This window comes from Fibrobacterota bacterium (assembly GCA_019509785.1).
GTDB lineage: Bacteria > Fibrobacterota > Fibrobacteria > UBA11236 > UBA11236 > Chersky-265.
Genome location: JAEKLQ010000064.1, coordinates 16,875 through 35,414, shown reverse-complemented (window position 1 = coordinate 35,414; position 18,540 = coordinate 16,875). Strand labels below are relative to the sequence as shown.

Genomic DNA, 18,540 nt, shown 5'->3' with positions numbered 1-18,540 from the left:
ATCCTTTTCGGAGTCGGCGGGACCATCGGCCCGAACGGGACGCTCGCGACAGGCGAAAGGATGCGGTTGGATCCGCTCGGTAGACTTGCGTTAGGGCTTCCCACGCCCCTATCGGCAGTGCATATCCGGAGGGACGAAGGGTTAGCGTCGGGTGAACATTCTTGGATTTCCTTGGAACGTAACGGGAGTAATTTATACTCCTCGGATCCGTCATTCGGCATCGGCTATCGGTCGGATGGAACGAATCCTTCCCGCGTCTGGATGGGCGCCGGGAACGGCTTCCCTCTCGATTTCCGCGTTACCAATGCCACTCAGGCCATGACGATTTCCGGTACGGGGAATGTCGGCATCAACAATCCCAATCCGCAAGGAACGCTAGACGTACGTGGAGGGCAATCCTCGGCAACGGACGGTCTTCCCATCGTCTTATCCGCGCAAGGAGGCGCTTCGACGAAGAATGGCGGGAATATCATTTTAAACAGCGGCCCGAACGGAGCAGGCGGCTCTAATGGCGCAATCATCTTTGCTACCGGAGGAGTCCTTAATTCGGCCGGGACGGGCATGGCCGTAGGTGAGCGGATGCGGATCGATGCCGCCGGAAGGCTGGCTCTAGGAAATTCCTCCCCTGTTTGCGCGTTCCACTTGCGGAATGACGATGGTGTCGCGTCGGGCGAGCACTCCTGGGTCAATTACGAAAGGAACGGGATCGGCAATGGAACTGACCCCGTAATCGGATTCGGTTACCGGGGAGACGGCTCTACCAACCCGACCCGCGTCTGGATGGGCGCCGGGAACGGCTTCCCGCTCGATTTCCGCGTTTCCGGTGCTCAGCAGGCCATGTCGATCTCCGGTTCGGGGAATGTGGGCATCAATAATCCGAATCCCGGTGAGCGTTTGGATATCGATGGCAACATCAAGGCGACAGGCAGCATCACCGTTGCCTCGGTCGTTACCAAATCCTGGAGCGTCACTCCGGATTACGTTTTCGAAAAGGATTATCGTCTGGCGTCCTTGGACGATGTGGAAAAATTCGTAGACGTTCATAAGCATTTGCCTGAAGTGCCGAGCGCGAAGGACCTGGCGAAGACGGGAATGAATCTGGCTGAGATGAACGTGGTTCTGCTTAAGAAGGTAGAAGAGCTTACCCTGTATTCAATCGAAGAACGCAAACGGAATCAGGCCCTGGAGCGGCGCTTGGATCGTCTTGAACAGGTAGCTGCTCATTCGGACCGATAATGTGTGGCCAAGGCGGCGATCGATCCGTGGGGTCGGGTTATCGCCTTTTGAAAATTTCCGGTTCGAGAACCTGATCGCACCACGCCGCATGGTGATTCCCGGCGTTAGCCCCTCTAAACCTTCCCATTAATCCGGTTGATTCGGGCCCAAAGCCGGCCCGAACTTCCGGTCCCCATGCTATCTTTCAAATCCATGGTTCCCACGCGCTCGTCCTTTCATTCGCTTTTGGCTCTCGCCCTACTCGCCCTTCTTTCGGCCGCCCTGCTTTCTTGCGATCAGGCGCTGAATTCTTCCCAGGACCAACCTACCGTCGACTACGTCGTTATAGCCGCTGACAGCGTATCCTCGCAGCCCCTCGAGTCGGTCCGTATCAGGGTCACCACCATCACCGGTGATACCTCCAGCTATTTCACCTCCGCCGTAGAGGGCCGGGCCCAAATCGCTACCGTAGCCAGTTCCCGGACCTTGTTCGAGCTCAGCCGCCCGGGGTACGTTTCACGGGATACCATCGACACCGTCAACGCTAAGCCCGACTCGGTCTTCCATCGTCCCATCGCCCGATTGCTCAGGGTGCGCATGCGTAAAATCGGGGAAACGGAGGCGGACCGGATTCAATTAAACGTCTTGCCGCGCGATCCGGACCTGAACAAATTAAATCGAGCCACGGCCACTTATGAAGACAGCACGGGCGATCGCCGTATCGTAGCGGATACCGCCGGCAACGGGTCTATCGGCTTGCGCGCCTTGAAGGTGGGGAAGACTCTCGTTCTCGTACAACAGGCTGGCTACCTCGGGCGATGGTTCGAGGCTGCCGTGGCCGCGACCGACACGGGCCACGCTCTCACCTTGGTGGCCACCTTAATGCCGTTGGGCGCCAATTCCATTTCCGGCCAGGTTTTCACCGCCACCGGTTCAGGCAAGCAACCTTTGCTCGGGGCCCGCGTCGAATTCCATTTGAAAGATTCGCTTGCCGTGCCCGATAGCTTCGTTTCCTTTACTTCGAGCGATCCCGCGCATTTGGGCCGGTTCGAATTGGACAGTGTTCCCGCCCTCGATGGGAAGATCCTCTACTTCAAGGATCGATCTTCCACCGAGCCGGTGAAAACCGTAACCATCCTCAAGGATGAGGTCCTGAACGATGGGCCGCTTCCCTCCATTACCTTGACCATCTCCAGCGATTCTTCCTTGCCGTACCTGATCAAGGCTCCGGGGGACTCGGTGCGGCCGAACGATTCGTTAGTCTTCTTCTTCAATCAAAAAGTGGATGCGGTGGAGCGCATTGCGGTGAGCCTGATCAATGAATCGAATTTGCTGACGGATACGCTTTGGAACGCCGAGCATACCCAAGTGCGCCTATGGTTGAAGGACGGGAAATGGATCCGGGGGAAAACCTACGGATATCAATTGTCGTTGCGGAACGGGGCTGGGCAATACTTCCTGGCCCAGGGCGATACCCAACGGGTCATCACGGGCGAATTCACCATTCCTGATAGCGTTGGAACGAATACGGCCGTGAGGCTTCCCAAGAACATCGCCTTCGCGTATTTCAATTCCGGCGGCTACTTCCTCTTCAATCAGGCCGATTCCAATTCTTGCCCGTTTCCGGATTCCAGCAATCAGTATGCGCGCTTACGCTGGGGATGGGACGCCAATTCGGGAGTCAAGGCCGATAGCTTGCTCGTTTATTATCAGGATGGAGGGATCACGGCGGACAATTGGACCCTATGGGGAGCCTATCCCGGCTTCGCCGACTCGGCCACCCTGGTCTTCTCCGACCATTATTCCACCACCCTCGAACCGAACCTGAACAAGCGTCCTTTGCCGTTCAAGACGAACGGCCAGATCCAATTCCGGGTCATCCCGAAGCATCAGGGGAAGACCTTCACGGACACCAGTTTGTCGTCCCTGCAACAGGGGATGGGACCAAGCATCTATTCCACCTTCGAGAAGGGAAGTCCGGTTCTGAAGGTGCACCCGAACGATACCGATTCGGTTTTCGTTACTTTCCGAAGATCGCCGACGGACCCGGGCTCGGTCCTGGATTGGGGCTCTTCTCCGCCCATTCCCAAGGTTTATTATAACGACAATATCGATACGACCGTCGCGAAATGGATGCGCTGGGACGACGGTAAGAAGGGCGTCGTTCGATACACTCTGCCTTCCACGGTTAATGGTTTCCCGGTTATCCGGGTGGACTTGGACGGAATACTGATAGGCGGCAAGCCTATCTGGCATCGCAACCGCAAGATCGGATTCGTGGTGCAATGAACGCCGCCCCCGCCATCGAAGCCGGCATCCAAGCCGCCTTGTCCGACCTGCGCGTCAGCGGCGACAGCCTGGCCCAGGGTCTCGCGCGCGCCTTCAACCGCGATGAGTCCTCCGTCACGGACCTGCTGCGGGACGAGCTCAACATAACCGGCGAAGACATCCTGGCCTACGTCCCTTCGGGGGACGTCTTACGCGCGTTACCCTCCGAATCCGTACGCACCTACGCGGCCATGCCCTTGGCCTGGGTCGGCGAAAAGTTGAAGGTGGCCCTGATCGATCCCACCGATCTCGACGTGCTCCTCGATTTGCATGTGCTTTCGGGCGCCGTCATCCTGCCGGTCGCCGCGGATCGGGATGCCATCGAAAAGATGATCGCCAAGCATTACCAGGGCGGCGGGGGCGCGGGCGGTTATGTCGACTTCAGTGCGGCCAACGGGAAGGCAGGCGCCGGAGGCGCTTCGCCGGCCGGGCAGCCGGGCCAACCGGGCGAGTCATCGCGGCCCCGCGGTCCCGTGCGGCTGAGCGCCAAGGCCGGCGACTCGGATAATCCCGTCGTGCGCCTGGTCAACGAAATCATTTCCGAAGCCATCCATGCGGGTTCCTCGGACATCCATTTCGAGCCCTTCGAACGGGAGATGAAGGTGCGCCTGCGCCAGGACGGCGTGTTGCGCGTGCATCGGACCATCAACGCGCGATCCAAGGCCGAGGTGGTTTCCCGCCTTAAGATCATGGCCAACATGGACATCGCCGAGAGGCGGCGGCCCCAGGATGGTCGCATCCGCATGGAAGGGTCAGGGCATGGGATCGACGTGCGCGTTTCGACCTTGCCGACCGAGCATGGCGAGAAGGTGGTGCTGCGTATCCTGGACAAGGGGGCAGTGGCGCTGGACCTGAACCGTTTGGGAATGGAACCGAAGGCCCTGGAGCATCTGGAAAAAGCCCTCACCCAGCCGTACGGCATGATCCTGATGACCGGGCCCACGGGCGCGGGGAAAACCACCACTCTTTATAGTTGCCTCAACCGCATCAAGTCCCCGGAGACCAATATCGTGACGGTGGAAGATCCCATCGAGTACAAGCTCGACGGCATCACGCAGACGGCGGTGAAGAAGGAAGTGGAGTACACCTTCGCCAATGCCCTGCGGACGATTCTGCGGCAGGATCCGAACATCATCATGGTGGGCGAGATCCGTGACAAGGAAACTGCCGAAATCGCCGTACGCGCGGCCTTGACCGGGCATCTGGTGCTTTCGACCTTGCATACCAACGATGCGCCAGGCGCGGTCGCTCGCCTCTTGGATATGGGCATCGAACCGTTCCTACTGGCTTCGGCCCTCACCTTGATCGGCGCCCAGCGCCTGGTCCGCCGCGTCTGTCCCAATTGTTCCGGGGCGAAATGCCATATCTGCAATCGCTCGGGCTATACGGGCCGCTTGGGCGTCTATGAAATCATGCCGGTAACCGAGGGAATACGGGGAATGATCACCGCGAAAAAGGAGACCGCCGCCATCCGTGAGCTGGCGGTAAAGGAAGGCATGATGGGATTGCGCGAGGATGGGATGGCCAAGATCGAATCCGGGCTTACGACCTTGGAAGAAGTGTTGCGGGAGACCGCATGAAGGCTGTGGTTCGATTTTGCTTATCCGCTTTGGCCCTGGCGGTCCTATCGGCAGTGGCACAGCCTCCGGGGGCCTCGTCCGCAGGCAAGGGAACCTCCGCCGGTGGAATGTCCCCCGCGGCCCGCCGGGCTTTCGTCCGTGACTCCTTGCGTCAGGAACGCCTGAAGGCGCGCGCGTCGCAAGCCTCGGCCTCTTCCCAAGCCGCGCCGGCGACTGCCGTGCCATCATCCACCGCGCCTAGTTCTTCCTCCGCGACCCAATCCGGTCAGCCTGCGGCTTCGGCCGATCCTACATCCGCCAACCCCGCTTCCACGGCCACGCCAGGGGCCGCCTCCACTTCGGCAGGTTCCGGCCCTTCCGCCTCTTTCGCGCCGCAATTTCCACCCGCTCTTGCTGGTGCTCCGGTCGCCCCCGAACCTCCCGCGCCCAGCGTCGAACTGCCCATTTCCGATACCGCCATGGTCAAATCGCTCAACGTCCGCAATACGGAAATCCGGGACGTGCTGCAAGGCTTGGGCCTCCAATTCGGAATCAATATCCTGATGGCCTCGGACGTTACCGGGCCCATTACGGTTAACTTCAGCAAGATCAAGTTGAAGGATGCCTTGCGCCTCATCGCCGAAGAGAACGGCTACGTGCTGTCCGTGGTGCATGGCGCGGTGAAGGTGGAAAAGCGTCCGCCGCCCAAAGCCGTTCTGCCCCCGTCCCCGCGCTTCTCCGTCACCTACGAGGGCGGTAAGCTTGCCGTCGATCTCCAGAAGATTCCCGCCGATCTGGTGGTGCGTCGCCTGGTGGAAGCCACCGGCAAGAACATCGTTCAAGAGCCGTCCGCCACGGGCGACTTGAGCGCCTTCTTCAAGGACATGGAACTGCGCAAGGGCCTGGCTTTGCTGGCCGAAACCAACGGGCTCGCGATGCGCGAGAAGGACGGCATTTACACTTTCTACCGCGAATCCTGGAATTCGACGGGGAAGGACGGGGCGGCCGGGGGTTCGCCGGGACGTATGCGGGTTTCGGTGAAGGATAAGCTGGTAAGCATGGAGGTGGTCGCAGCCCCGGTCTCGGAAATCATCGCATCCATCAGCGCGCAATCGGGCATCAGCACGGTGGTGTACGGCGATCTGAAGGGCACGGTAACCATGCACATCTCCGACGTGCCGATTGAACAAGCTTTCCAGATCCTGTTTCGCGGCACCGATTTCACCTTTTGGATGCACAACAACATCTACTTCATCGGGCCCCAGACCATGCAGGTGCTGAACAATTCCAAGCTCATCGTGCTCAAGCATCTGAAGGTTGACGACGTGATGGACTTGATTCCCGCCTCGCTATCGAAGGATGCCCAGTTAAAAGTGGTCAAGAGCCAGAACGCCATCATGGTGATGGGCACCTACGAGATCATCGACGGCCTTTCCCAGTACATCAGCCAGATCGATTTGCCGGTGCCGCAGATCCTCATCGAGGCGTTGGTGGTGGACGTGGACATGGATCGCATCCGCCAGTACGGAGTCGATCTGTTCATGGGGGACTATCGGAACGTCCCCAGCAGCGAGCACATCTATCCGAACGTCGATCAGGTGTTCAACAAGCAACGCAGCCAGACCATCGTGGACGCCATACCGGGCGTGCGGGACATCGTGTCCCTTCCCAAGAATTTCGTGGCCCAGATCCAGGCCTTGGAGCAGGAGAAGGCCCTTAAGATCCGCTCGCGTCCGCAGATCGCCACCTTGAACGGATCGGAAGCCACCATCACGGTGGGGCAGACCCAATATTTCCTGCTCAAGAGCGAGACGGACTATACCCAGGTGGCCGGGGTGTCGGCGAAAACCACCGAGAATTTCGTGAAAATAGAGGCCAATGTCACCCTTACCGTGACCCCTTTCGTCACCGGCCAGGGCGAAATCACTTGCGATATCGTACCCGACTTCACTGAGCCGGTAGGCTCGTTCGATTCGCATACCCCGCCGACCTTGGACCATCGCGTGCTCAAGTCCAAAGTGCGCTTGAGGGATGGTGAAACCATCGTGTTGGGCGGACTCGTGAAAGAATCGGTGAATCGCAACACCCGCCAATTCCCCTTCCTGGGATCCATTCCCGTCATCGGCTGGCTTTTCAAGAACGTCTCGGATACCAAATCCCGCAGTCAGCTTATGATATTTGTCACGCCTCATGTTTTCTATGGGAAGGATGCCGCCGTGTCCCCCGATAGCTACCTGAAGAAGCAATCGGATCTGGAGTGAAGGCTATGGGTCCCGGAGCGAGGTGGGAGGCGCGCTTCCGGCCCGCCGTCCATTGGGGGGCCGAATTCACGGCCCAAGGCGCGCGCCTGTGCGCGATCGCCGAGCGCGAGGGCAAGGCCGCCGTGGTCCACTCGTTTTCCGGGCCATATCCCGAAGCGGAGGCCTTCGCGAAGGCCCATGGACTGGCCTACACCGGATTGCATGCGGCTTTTTCCCATCTTCCCTTCAAGCTGGAACCCATGCCCGCCTCCGAGGAAGGTTCGGACGAGGCGGCCCGGGCCCTGGAAAGGGCGCGTCCGCAAGGCTTGTCCGCCGAGGCCTATGAAAGCCATATCCTCCCCGTCGGCGAACGGGCCTGCCTGGCGCTGGCCCGCGAGGATGCCGTACAAGGATTCCTGAAGGGATTGCCCCATCCCCTCGCCGCCCTATGGGACCTGGTTCCCTCGCCCTTGGCAATGCTTCCAGTCCTGGACCTGGGAGCGGCCACCGGTTGCTGGGCGGCCCTAATGGGCGAGTCGGATAGCATCCACGTCCTCTTCTTCCGCGCCGATGCACTGCTCGCCTATGCCAAGGTTTTTTCGGGATGGGAGGACGCGGTGCGCGATGCCGCCGCATTCGCCCGCGAGATGCGGAAAGCCTTGGTTTACCATTTCGGCGGACGCTTCGGCGCGGGTCCCTTGGAAGGCCTGCGGATTTGGCGCGACGGGCCGGGGGGCGAAATCGGAGCCGCCTTGGGCGGCCTCGGGATCCCCCTGTCAACGCCGGAATGGGGTCCCCTATCCGAAGTAGCGCCGGAGTTACGGGTGGCCGCCGCGGCCGCTTGGTCCGGCCGCGAGGAAGCGGATCTGCGCGAGACGTTCTCGGGAACCGGGCCCGCCGCCGCGGTGGCGCAACGGGCCTGGATGCGCCGGGCGGGGGAACTGGCGCGTTACGGCATTCCGTCCCTGGCGGTTCTGGCCTTGGTGGTCGCCCTCCTGGGCGCGGCCGCCTTGGGGCTGCGTTGGACCGTGGAAGCCAAGGCCCGTTCCTGGTCCGGCGAGTTGCGGAAGTGGGACGAATTCCAACGCCGCAAGGCGGTCGTTGAGGCCGAATTGGGCGGGTTGCATGGGCTGCTGTCCCGGCGCACTTCGGTGTATGCGGACCTCCAGCGCATCGCGGGCAGGCTCCCTTCCGAGACCTGGTTGGAAAGCTGGGAAGCCGAGTGCAAGACCGGGTCCCGCTGCCAGTATCGCTTGGAAGGCTTCGCGACTTCCGAAGGCCGCGTGCCGGAATTCCTCTCCGCTCTTGAAAAGGGCGGCGCGGTGGAAAAAGGCGTGCCCGGACCTGCCCCGGTCCCGGTCCCGGTCCCGCTGAAGCTCAAGGCCACCGAAAAGATCAAAGGCGAAGTCGTGGAGCAGAAGACCGGGATCGCCGCCAATCGGCGCGATCTGGTGCGCTTCCAATTGGGGAGCGCGCCATGAACGGGCTACGGGCCTGGCGGGCGAGGTTGGCCTTCACGGGGATGTTCGCGGGAATCATCCTGGGCGTGGCCATCCTATCGGTGGGCGGGGGATTGGCCGTCGCGGAAATTTTCGCCCAGACCGGCCGCTATCGCGCCTACAAGGCCTTGCAAGCGGGCGCCGGCCAAGCGGACAGCCTATCCGCGGCCTATGTGGGGATCCAAAAGGATCTTCATCAACTCCGATCCGCCTTGCCCAACGGCAACCCGGGCGCCCAAGTCCTGAACCGGCTGGTGGAAAGCGCCAAAGCCTGCTCCCTGTCCATCGCGGGCATCACCGCCCTGGATGAGGTTCCTTTCCCGGGCTATCGGGAACTCCCGTACGAAATGGAGGTCGCTGGAGGATTCAAGGAATTGGTCCGCTACCTTCGCGATCTCGAAACCGGGGGCGTCGCCATACAGGTCCGCGGGCTCTCCATCCATACCGAAGCCATCAACAAGGCGCGTATCAAGGCTAAACTGGGCATTAGCGCCTTCGCCCTCGGGAGCGCGGGAGCATCCTCAACGGGTAGCACGGGCGTTACCCAAGCCGCCGCCCCCTCCGCGCCCGACTCCTCCCTGCGGGAGTCTCGGTGAAAAAGACCTTCGTATCCTTGCTCGTGGCCGCCATCGGGGTCTGGGGCTATGTGGTCTTTCGGGTGGTGATGATCCTGGTGGGGGGCGGGGAAGAGTCCAATCCCAAAACGGCCGCGGGCGCCTCGGTAGCCATGGCCTTATTGGCCCGTCCCCGTCCGCCTCTGGATACTTCTTTCCGCGATCCGTTCCAATCCTATCTGTATGCGCAGAAACCGGCGCCCGTCGTACCGAAGTCGGCAAGCGTTAAGGCTCCCCCCAAGGTCATCGATCCTCCCAAGGCGGTCCTGGGCGGAATCCTTTGGGGCGATGAGCCGGTGGCCATCCTTAAGCAGGATGGACAGACCGAATTGGTCAAACAAGGCGGCACCGCCTGGGATCTCACCGTCATCAAGATCGAGAAGAATCGCGTTACGGTCCGTAGGCAAGGCCACGCCTTCACCCTGGAGTACTGATGCGTGGCCGCGGCTCCCAACGGGGCGCGGCCTTGGCGTACGTGCTTTCCCTTCTGGCCATCATGTCGATACTGGTGGGAACGGTCTGGCGGCTGATCCGCGCGGACAATGCCCTGGCGGCGCGTAGCCGCGGAGAGGCGCAAGCCCGCTTATTGGCCGCGGCCGGCCTGGACTACGCCCGGTCGCGCATCGGGCCTCCCGGTCCCGGTCAGGATCTGGGATACGCCACCGAGGGGCTGGAATACCGATTGGACAATGCAGGCCGCGATTTCCGCCTCTCGGTCCGCAGCCACGGGATGTTCGGCCGGGCCGTCGCGATCGGGGTCTCGCCCACGCCTTCGCCCGGTCGCACCTCCGCCAAGGAGGCGCTCCTCGGCCAAACTCTGGATCTGGCCCGGATGCCTGCCTTGGGGCTGCTCAACCACGAAGGCAACATGGTTTTGGCGGGTAGCGCGCAGGTTACGGGTCCTGTTCTGCTCTGGCGAGGCGACGTGCGCAAGGCGACCGATTACCACGTGCGTTGGACGGGCGGGCCGGGCCACGTGGGCCCCACCTGGGACAGTATCGCCGACGCCTGGAAGCGGGCGGGAATGGATTTCGCCCGCGCGGACAAGTGGATGGAGGCCCAATCCCGGATGCTGGCTTCCGGGGATTTCACTTCCGACGGCGACTACGATAGCGGAAAGGTCGCCGATGTCCGCCTGGGGGATTCCGCCATCCTCGTCGACACCGCGATGGCGCGCGCGCGCATAACCGCGGGCAAGCTGACCATCGGGTCCGGGGCGCGCTTGAAGGATTGCAAGCTGGCCGCGAAATCCATCGAGGTCCGCGCGGGCGCCGAACTCCTCAGGGTCATCGCGTTCGCCCAGGGTAACTTACGCATTACGGGCGGGACGATCCGGGGCGGCCAATTCCTGGCCGGCGATAGCATCGTCTTGTCGACGGATCGGCCGCTTTTGGGTTGGCCCTTCTTCTATGCGCGGGGCCGCATGTCGAATCGCGGCCGGCCGGATTCGGCCATGGCCGGAGCCATGCTTATCGAAAAGGCCGCAGGGCAGGGACTGTTCGTTTCCGCCTGCCGCGAGCACCCGCCTTACGATCAGCAGGAGAGGCTGGTAGTCGCCAAAGGCGTCCGCCTGTCCGGATTCCTTTTCACGCCCTGTTATGCCCGCATGGAAGGCGATTTGGTGGGGAGTCTGCTTTGCCAGAATCTCAGGCTCAATTATGCGGGAACAATCTGGATGGGACACCTGAAGGATAGCCGAATCTCCCAATCCCGGGCGCGCATCCCGGCGCCCCTGCTTTTCCCCGGTTTGGAGCCCGCCGTTTTCGCGTTGGGGTCGCTATGACGAAGTATCCGGCCGCGCGCGGATTCACCTTGATGGAAACCCTGATCGCCATGACGTTGGCGGCAACCATCCTGCTTCCCGCGTCCTTCTGGCTTTACCATTCCCGCGCCAGCCAGGCGGCCTGGGACAAATTCCGCGCGACCCAGGCCCTCGAATCCGAACTCAACCGGGCGGTCCTGTTGCGCTGGGATCATGACGCCATCCGCGAAACGTCCTCCCCCTTCTACCTGAAATTGGTCCTGCACATCGAACGGAATGCGGATGAGACGCGTATCTTGGGGCAGGCGTTGGACCGGCAAGGCCGTCCCCTGGCGGAGCTCAAGGCCGGCTATTTCGCGGAGGCCCCGTGAGCAAGGGACTTTGCAACCTCGGGCTACCGGAGTCAGGCCGCGAATCCATTGTGACAGGGCCGGAGACGAGCGTGACTGGGTTGGAGACTGGCGTGATAGGGCGGGAGATTAGCGTGATAGGCTCGGAGACTGGCGTGACCCTGATCGAACTGCTTTCGGCCCTAGTGGTCTCCGCATTCGTGGTGGCCATGGCCAGCCGTATTTTCCTTTCCGGCCATGCCCAATTCGTGCGGCGATCGGCGGAGTCGGAAAAAATCGCTTTATGCTACCGCCTCAAGGCGGAAGTCGAAGCCGGATTGAAAGGCGAAATCCTGACATGCGCCGCGGGCAAACTGGCACTCCAGACCGACAGCGGTCAATTCGATCTTGGCGATCGGCTGCATGCCCGTCTGCCGGCCCTCACCGAGGCTCGTTTCGATTGCCTGGAACCGGATTCGACCGGGGCCGGGCTTCAGGCGTGGAAAGATGCCGCCCAGCCGGCCCTGATCGAATATGGCCTACGTGTTAGAGTTCGTGGGCAAGTCGACTCCGTATCCGGCTCTTGGCTGCGTTAAATCACGCCGCCGAAGCCCGCAGGCAGCAAGCGAAGAAATATTCGTCCATGGCTTCCCGGATGCGGCCCAGCAAACGCGCGGGCCCCGGCGGCGTCGCGGGTATGCCCGCATAAGCCGGTCCCACCGGCCATTCCGTGGCCTCCAAAACATCGCGCTCGGTCAAAAGCAGGGAAGGGATTTCCGGACCCAGGAATCGCATCTGGCCCATCCATTCCCCTCCCGTCATATCCGGCAGCTCGGGCGCGCACAGCGCCATCTGGATGTCGCAGCCCCATTCGCAAAGGACTTGCAGGCCTTCGATGCCGTGATGGGCTTCCGCCACGCGGTAGCCATGCAGCTCCAGCAGGAACTTGAGGCTGGACCGGGATTCTTCGTTCCCGTCGACCAGCAGTACGGTCTCCACGACCTTGATTGTGCGCCTCTTGGCCAGGCCGCCGACGCGGGCCACCGAAGTCCATTCCGCCATCTGCTTTTCCAACTTTCCTCCTCGCGGCCGGTTCGGGGATTGCGGCCGACGATGAAAGAATAGGTTGACGGGAGGGACAAAAATCGTCACCCGGGAGGGCTAAAGGGCGGTGACGGGCCCGTTCACCTTTCCCAACGCGTCCAGGACCACGGCGGGAGTGATGACTTCCGGGAGGAGGATGTGCTCGTCCCCCCGCCCGGTATAGAGGACATAGAGCGGGATGCTGTTGCGGCCGTACTTGGCCAGGGCCCGGGAGATGGATTCGTCGCGCAGGGTCCAATCGGCCTTGAGCGCGGTGAGCCCCAACTCCTTGATCTTGCCCGACACTTCCGGTTTCGTGAGCGCCACCCTCTCGTTCACCTTGCAAGACAGGCACCAATCCGCGGTGAAATCCACGAGGGTAGGCTTGCCTTGGGAGATGAGTTCGGAAAGCCGGGACTCGGAGAACGGTTCCCAGGCGATGCCATGATCCAGCATGGCGGGTCCGCCGCCCACGGCCGAAACCGTCCGCGGCTTGGAGTCGCGATACTCATCCAAATGGGCCGCCACGTAGGCGAAGGCGGGCACGAAAACCACGGCCGCCGCCAGCATACCGAGGATGCGCGTGCGCATGCCATGGTAGATGGGGGTCCATTTGCCGAGGATCCAGGCGGAAAGCCCGCTGAGCAAGAGCACGAAGAGCAGGGCGATGAGCGCATCCACCCCCGCCTGCTGGCCCAGCACCCAAGCCAGCCATATGGCCGTGCCCAATAGCGGGAAGCCCATGAATTGCTTCAAGGTTTCCATCCAGGCGCCGGGCTTAGGCAGGAATTTCATCAGGCGGGGAAAGCCGGAGAGGATGAGATAGGGCGAAGCCATGCCCAGCCCGATGGCGGTGAACACCAGCATGGCGAAATAGGCCGGCTGCGTGAAGGCGAAACCCAGGGCCGAGCCCATGTAGGGCGCGGTGCAGGGTGTGGCCACCACGGTGGCGGTCACGCCCGCCAGAAAGGACCCCCACCATCCGTCGTGCCCTTGGGCCGAGCCCAGCCGCGTGAAGGTGGCGCCGATCTCGAAGACGCCGAACAGGCTCAAGGCGAAGAAGGTGAAGAGCACGCATAGGACCATGAGGAAGACGGGCGATTGCAATTGGAAGCCCCAGCCCAATCCCGCACCTGTGCTGCGTAGGATCAACAACAATCCCGCCAAGGCCCAGAAGGAAGCCAGCACGCCGGCGGTAAACACCAGCCCGTGGGAAAAGACCTTCCATCGGGATTCCCCAGCGCGTTTCACGAAATCGAAAATCTTGAGTGAGAGGACCGGTAGTACGCAGGGCATCAGATTGAGGATTAGCCCGCCCACGAAGGCGCCCATTAGCGCCAGGAGCAGTCGGCCGAATCCGGCGGGCGCCGCCGCGGAATCCGCTCCTGCCATCGTCCCGGTCGCTGCGCCGCCTACAGGGGCGCTTCCCGGCGTCGAAATCGCTGCCGAAATCGCGGCTCCGGCGGCGGGAGACCCCGCCATCGAATGGGATGCCGCCGAGGACGGCAGGGAGATGGATTCTATCGCTCCCGAGGTAACTCCTGGGTTACCCGGGGGGGGAGCCTTGGCCGAGACGACGATAGGGGCGGCGAGGGCCTTGGGAAGGGCGGCTCCGCGCCGGATGGCCACGCGGAATTCCGTTGCTTTGGCTTTTCCGAAGCCTGGATCGGCCACGGCCACGCCCGTCAGGCTGTCCGGTCCCTTGCCGCCTTCTTCCGCGGGAGGGGCCAGCTTGGTTTCCACCGCGAATCCGCCCGCGACGGGATAAAAGCTTTGCGGAGAGGGGTTATCGATCTGGTCTCCCTGATCGGGGAAGAACGAAAGGGAAGCCAGGTCCGCGCCCGCGGGACCTTTCGCGATGAGAACGACTTTGTCGCCGGAAGCTTGCGCCGAGAAGGTCCAAGCCGAAGGGGCGGGAACGGCGGCTAACGCTTTCCCGAACAGCTCCGCCTGGGAGTGGGTCAAGGCGGCGGAAGAAGTCGTGGAGACATTAAGGGTCAATTCCGCGCCGCCGGGCAGGCAAATTTCTTGGCAAACCACCCATTTGGCCTTGGCCTTCAGCTCCGCCGATCCCGAGGCGTTCTTGGGAACGTGGATGCGGATCGGCAACAGCACTTCGTCCCCGTATCCGTAATTCATCAAGGGCGGCAAGGAAATGCGTTCGGGATAGGGCCACTGGATCGAATCCGCCGACCAGCCGGGGGGCAGGGTCCATGCGATGGAGACCGGTAGCCCCGCGTCCCCGGGATATTTCCAATAGACGTGCCAATGCGGATCCAGTTTCAGATGGAGGCCGGCCTGGAGGGTCTGATCGGGAACCGCATCGGAGGCCGCCAGCAACTCGGCGCGGACATGCTTGGCTTCTTCGGCGCGCGGAGCGGCGGCGGAGAAGGCCAAGGCCAACAAGCAGAAGACGCGGATCAGGAACGGCACAGGGAGACTCCTTTTCATCGGCCCTCCTAATATACCCAAGGATTGCCTTACCTTTCTGTCCCGAAAAGGGGCCGGATGCTACAAACCGAGGGCTATATTTCGCAATCGGGAGGGAAACCATGCATTGGCTTTGGATCGCCATCGGCGGGGGATTGGGCTCGGTCTTGCGGTTTTGGCTGCAAGGACGCGTCCAAGGGGCGTTTCCCGGCCTCTTCCCGGCGGGAACCTTGGCGGTGAACCTGATCGGCTCGGCCGTGATCGGATTCCTGGGAGGTTGCTTCGGCCCCGCTTCGCCCGCGGCCGGCCCGGCCAACTTGAGGTTATTCCTGATGGTCGGCATCCTGGGCGGATTCACGACCTTCTCGTCCTTCAGCCTCGAGAACCTCTATCTCTTCCGGTCCGGCGAAGGAAGGCTGGCCGCCATGTATCTCCTGGCCAGCAATGTCTTGGGAGTCGCCCTCGCCTTCGGGGGATTCGCCTTGGCCAAGGCCGTCACCCGTTCCGGCGTAGGGCCTTAAGGTAAGCGACGACCGCGTCCAACTCGGCGCGCGGCAATTCCTCGTCGGTGAAAGCGGGCATGGCGCCCATGCCATGGCGCGCCTGGAAAGCCACCATGAAACCGGGTAGGGGCTTGTTGTTCAGGGACGGCCCCAGGCCCGCATCGCCGCCCGGATGGCATTTATCGCAGCGGTTCATGTATACCTGCTGGCCGTGCGCTACCTTGGGATCGGAAACGTCCACGGCCCCGCGGAGCGGCTCGCTGCGTCGGCCCGAGCATCCCGCCAGCCAAGCCAAGAACAAGGGCGCGAACGCCATCGCGATGGCCAATCGGCGCAGACGCGGGTTCATTTCCCGCCTTCTTTCCAGATGCGCCAAATCGCCCCCGTCCGCTGGCGCGCATGGGAACCTTTGTCGTCCATGGTCAGCTGGCCGAAGTCGGCAAGGTAGAGCGAGCTGCCGTCGGGGGAGAACCGTACCGACACCGGACGCTCCAGCCCATGTGAACCTAAGCGCGAGGCCGGCCCGGCTCCCTTGCGATTGACTGCGAAGTCCTCCGCGACTCCGCGGGAGAGGTCCACACGCGCGATCTTGAATCCCACCGGCTCCAGTACCTTCCCCGCTTGGGGAGCCATGTCCCCGAATTCCGCCACGAAGGCCTGGCCCTTGTAGCCGAAGCCTTCCGAGGTCGAGAAATCCATCCCGTCAGCGGAGGCATGCACGGGCAGGACCGCGGCGGGGACGGGGGGCAAATCGGGAGTCGCTTCCGGAGCGGTTCCGCCGGCGGCGGCCTGGGTGGCGAGCCACGGGCCCGGCGGCTTCTTCAACAACCGTCGCGGCCTTTCCCCGTGTGGCGGCGTGAATTCGGAATGGTCCACGGACTTGTCCCCGGAATAGTCCGGCCAACCATACCATCTTCCTTGGTGTACTTCCCAAACCAGCTCCCCGGCCCCCCAGATGGGCCGTGACCCGCGCTCATCATAGCCGTTGTCGATGGCGAACAGGCGCCCATCCGGAGCGAAGCCCAAGGCGAAAGGGTTGCGGAAGCCCCAGGCCACCAGTTCCAGCTTCCCGACGGCGGCATCGTTTGGCCCTTTATTCTCATGGCTCACCACCTTGGGGATGCGCAGGATGGCGCCATTGCAAGGGATTTGTCCGGGAATGATCTGCCCCTCCGGGGTTTTAGTGCCATAAGCGCTGAAGGCGCCGGTCTCCACCTCTCCGCCGCCTCCGCGCGCATCCTTCGATCGATAATTGACGCCGGACAAGGTGAGGTCCTGGCAGGGCGTATCGTGGAATTCCGGATGATCCTTCAGCCAACCGAATTCGGCATTGTCCTCGCCCACCACCCCGGAATTGGTGGCCGTCCCCTGGCTGAAATAGATCATCCCGTCGGGGCCCAAGGCCGGGCCGTTGGTATGATGATCTCCGAAGCTGGGCAGATTCTCGACCAAGGGCTGGATACTGCCGTCGCCGCCCACGCGCAGGATGCGCCCGCCCTTCTTATGCCCGCCTTCCGCGATGTAAAAGGAGCCGTGGCCTTTGCCCGATTCCCCGGGAACGAATACGGCTCCCGTCCAGGGTCCATTGCTATCGGGCGAGGTCGCCACCGAAGCGAAGAGATTGGGCCCCAGTATCTTCAATAGCCGCGAGGCTTGGTAGGTTTCGCCATAGGCGTAGCCGCTTTCCACCACGTACAGCGCCCCGGTATCATCGAAAACGACCGCGGTCGGGTAGGTGAGACCCGTGGCGACGGCTTCGATGCGATATCCCGCGGGCAGGGCGATGTCTTCGGCGGAGTAGGCCCGCAACTGGGCGCCAGACCGGGTTTCGCCGCCGCCCCGCGTCGGACGCACCGCGTAACAGGACGCCAGTAATGCGGGCAATACGAGAATTCCGGCAAGGAAGGCATAGGAGGTTCGCATGGATACTCGCGGGGACGGGGGAGGCCGCTGCATGGGGGATAAAAAAATTCCCGCCGACGTCCGAGTCAAGGGCCTATTCCGTGGGGCTTCAGCCGTAAATGCGCCGGCGGATCCGTTCCGCGACGCTTCAGGGTCGATGCGATTGCCGGCGGTAGTCGCGCGGGCCAGACCCCAAATGCCTGCGGAACACCTTGGAGAAATAGAGCGGATCGGAAAACCCCACCTCGCGGCTGATTTCCTTGATGGGGCGGCTGGTGCCGATGAGCAGCTCCTGCGCCTTCCATACGCGCAGGTTTTCGAGGTAACGTAGCGGTGACGTCCCCGTAACGGAACGGAACAAGTGGGCGAAGCGGGAGACGGAAAGGTGGCAGGCCCGCGCCAGGGATGCCGCGGTATGCGGTTCGGTGAAGCCCCGCACCAGGATGGCGACCGCCTGATCGATGCGTTCATCGCTGCCGCTCCCGCTCTTGAAGGGGTTCTGGGTATCGCACCAGAGGAGGGCCTCCTCCAGGGCGTTGGCGCAGAAGGCGAGGCGATTGGGATGGGGCGAACGGTACAACTCCAGGCAGCGCTCCATGGCCATCCGCACGGCTTTGCGGGCGGCAGGGTCGGCCAACCGGAAGCCGAGCACGCCTCCGCCCCTTACGGGCCATCTGACCAAGGAAGTAAGTCGCCCGCCCGGATTGAAGTAAATCCAGGCATGGGTCCATCCGCCGGCGGAAGGGGCGTGCGAGTAATCGTGTTTGACCCGCGGAGGAAATAGCAGAACATCGCCGGTTTCGGCTTGGAACGCGTCCTTGCCCGAGTTCACCCGGCCGGCCCCTTTCAAGGTCAAATTGAGCACCCAATTATCCAGCCCCTGGCCGCGAATCGTAGGTCCGTGGGCTTCCGGGGCATAGTGGCTGGTGCCGGCGACGAGTTCCGGCCCGAAGCGGGAATGGGGCGAGCGCATAGAGCAGATTAATACATGTTTTCCCGCGGGTTTGCAATCGGACCGGGGAAATCAGGGCAATTCCGGGAATTATCGCGACCCACTTAGGGGGTAGTCTTTCCGC

At 62.3% G+C, this 18,540-nt stretch carries 16 protein-coding genes; 11 read left to right on the top strand and 5 right to left on the bottom strand.

Going from position 1 to position 18,540, the window contains the following annotated elements:
• Window positions 1-171: 171 nt before the first annotated feature.
• From JF616_18910 to JF616_18865, 10 genes are all read left to right on the top strand, one after another.
• Window positions 172-1,236: a hypothetical protein gene (locus tag JF616_18910; protein ID MBW8889835.1), complete on the top strand. Its 1,065-nt coding sequence runs from the start codon at window positions 172-174 to the stop codon at window positions 1,234-1,236.
• A gap of 174 nt (window positions 1,237-1,410) precedes the next feature.
• Window positions 1,411-3,504 carry a hypothetical protein gene (locus JF616_18905; GenBank protein ID MBW8889834.1) on the top strand — a complete coding sequence of 698 codons (2,094 nt, stop codon included), beginning with the start codon at window positions 1,411-1,413 and terminating at the stop codon, window positions 3,502-3,504.
• Window positions 3,501-5,123, top strand: a complete 1,623-nt coding sequence (locus tag JF616_18900; protein ID MBW8889833.1) for a type II/IV secretion system protein — start codon at window positions 3,501-3,503, stop codon at window positions 5,121-5,123. The genes JF616_18905 and JF616_18900 overlap by 4 nt, the downstream gene beginning before the upstream one ends.
• Complete coding sequence (locus JF616_18895) at window positions 5,120-7,363, top strand: hypothetical protein (GenBank protein MBW8889832.1); 2,244 nt, start codon at window positions 5,120-5,122, stop codon at window positions 7,361-7,363. The genes JF616_18900 and JF616_18895 overlap by 4 nt, the downstream gene beginning before the upstream one ends.
• Window positions 7,364-7,368: 5 nt before the next feature.
• Window positions 7,369-8,823, top strand: a complete 1,455-nt coding sequence (locus tag JF616_18890; protein ID MBW8889831.1) for a PilN domain-containing protein — start codon at window positions 7,369-7,371, stop codon at window positions 8,821-8,823.
• Window positions 8,820-9,437: a type 4a pilus biogenesis protein PilO gene (pilO, locus tag JF616_18885; protein MBW8889830.1), complete on the top strand. Its 618-nt coding sequence runs from the start codon at window positions 8,820-8,822 to the stop codon at window positions 9,435-9,437. The genes JF616_18890 and pilO overlap by 4 nt, the downstream gene beginning before the upstream one ends.
• On the top strand, window positions 9,434-9,889 hold the full coding sequence (locus tag JF616_18880) for a hypothetical protein (GenBank protein MBW8889829.1): 456 nt from the start codon (window positions 9,434-9,436) through the stop codon (window positions 9,887-9,889). Before pilO ends, JF616_18880 begins: the two co-directional genes overlap by 4 nt.
• Window positions 9,889-11,238, top strand: coding sequence for a hypothetical protein (locus tag JF616_18875; GenBank protein ID MBW8889828.1), 1,350 nt, complete (start codon window positions 9,889-9,891; stop codon window positions 11,236-11,238). The genes JF616_18880 and JF616_18875 overlap by 1 nt, the downstream gene beginning before the upstream one ends.
• The gene (locus tag JF616_18870; GenBank protein ID MBW8889827.1) at window positions 11,235-11,588 is read left to right on the top strand and encodes a prepilin-type N-terminal cleavage/methylation domain-containing protein; all 354 of its coding nucleotides are present in this window, start codon (window positions 11,235-11,237) and stop codon (window positions 11,586-11,588) included. Before JF616_18875 ends, JF616_18870 begins: the two co-directional genes overlap by 4 nt.
• Window positions 11,589-11,722: 134 nt before the next feature.
• A complete protein-coding gene (locus JF616_18865) occupies window positions 11,723-12,142 on the top strand; it encodes a hypothetical protein (protein ID MBW8889826.1) in 420 nt (139 codons plus the stop codon).
• A gap of 1 nt (window position 12,143) precedes the next feature.
• Here JF616_18865 and JF616_18860 read toward each other — a convergent pair whose 3' ends face one another.
• Window positions 12,144-12,620 carry a response regulator gene (locus JF616_18860; GenBank protein MBW8889825.1) on the bottom strand — a complete coding sequence of 159 codons (477 nt, stop codon included), beginning with the start codon at window positions 12,618-12,620 and terminating at the stop codon, window positions 12,144-12,146.
• An 87-nt stretch (window positions 12,621-12,707) separates the two neighbouring features.
• Entirely contained in the window at window positions 12,708-15,080 is a 2,373-nt protein-coding gene (locus JF616_18855; GenBank protein MBW8889824.1) for a thioredoxin family protein, read from the bottom strand.
• 101 nt (window positions 15,081-15,181) lie between these two features.
• On the opposite strand from JF616_18855, the gene crcB reads away from it, so the two are divergent.
• Complete coding sequence (gene crcB, locus JF616_18850; GenBank protein ID MBW8889823.1) at window positions 15,182-15,580, top strand: fluoride efflux transporter CrcB; 399 nt, start codon at window positions 15,182-15,184, stop codon at window positions 15,578-15,580.
• Here crcB and JF616_18845 read toward each other — a convergent pair.
• From JF616_18845 to JF616_18835, 3 genes are all read right to left on the bottom strand, one after another.
• Complete coding sequence (locus tag JF616_18845) at window positions 15,555-15,878, bottom strand: cytochrome c (GenBank protein ID MBW8889822.1); 324 nt, start codon at window positions 15,876-15,878, stop codon at window positions 15,555-15,557. The genes crcB and JF616_18845 overlap by 26 nt on opposite strands.
• 29 nt (window positions 15,879-15,907) lie before the next feature.
• Complete coding sequence (locus tag JF616_18840; protein MBW8889821.1) at window positions 15,908-17,485, bottom strand: glucose dehydrogenase; 1,578 nt, start codon at window positions 17,483-17,485, stop codon at window positions 15,908-15,910.
• A gap of 127 nt (window positions 17,486-17,612) precedes the next feature.
• Window positions 17,613-18,437 (bottom strand): helix-turn-helix domain-containing protein, encoded by an 825-nt coding sequence (locus tag JF616_18835; GenBank protein ID MBW8889820.1) that lies wholly within the window; start codon window positions 18,435-18,437, stop codon window positions 17,613-17,615.
• Between the last annotated feature and the right edge of the window lie 103 nt (window positions 18,438-18,540).

Coding starts and splice junctions, on each gene's coding strand:
- JF616_18905 (MBW8889834.1), top strand. CDS start 1,411: ATGCTATCTTTCAAATCCATGGTTCCCACGCGCTCGTCCTTTCATTCG.
- JF616_18900 (MBW8889833.1), top strand. CDS start 3,501: ATGAACGCCGCCCCCGCCATCGAAGCCGGCATCCAAGCCGCCTTGTCC.
- JF616_18895 (MBW8889832.1), top strand. CDS start 5,120: ATGAAGGCTGTGGTTCGATTTTGCTTATCCGCTTTGGCCCTGGCGGTC.
- JF616_18890 (MBW8889831.1), top strand. CDS start 7,369: ATGGGTCCCGGAGCGAGGTGGGAGGCGCGCTTCCGGCCCGCCGTCCAT.
- pilO (MBW8889830.1), top strand. CDS start 8,820: ATGAACGGGCTACGGGCCTGGCGGGCGAGGTTGGCCTTCACGGGGATG.
- JF616_18875 (MBW8889828.1), top strand. CDS start 9,889: ATGCGTGGCCGCGGCTCCCAACGGGGCGCGGCCTTGGCGTACGTGCTT.
- JF616_18870 (MBW8889827.1), top strand. CDS start 11,235: ATGACGAAGTATCCGGCCGCGCGCGGATTCACCTTGATGGAAACCCTG.
- JF616_18855 (MBW8889824.1), bottom strand. CDS start 15,080: ATGAAAAGGAGTCTCCCTGTGCCGTTCCTGATCCGCGTCTTCTGCTTG.
- crcB (MBW8889823.1), top strand. CDS start 15,182: ATGCATTGGCTTTGGATCGCCATCGGCGGGGGATTGGGCTCGGTCTTG.
- JF616_18845 (MBW8889822.1), bottom strand. CDS start 15,878: ATGGCGTTCGCGCCCTTGTTCTTGGCTTGGCTGGCGGGATGCTCGGGC.
- JF616_18840 (MBW8889821.1), bottom strand. CDS start 17,485: ATGCGAACCTCCTATGCCTTCCTTGCCGGAATTCTCGTATTGCCCGCA.
- JF616_18835 (MBW8889820.1), bottom strand. CDS start 18,437: ATGCGCTCGCCCCATTCCCGCTTCGGGCCGGAACTCGTCGCCGGCACC.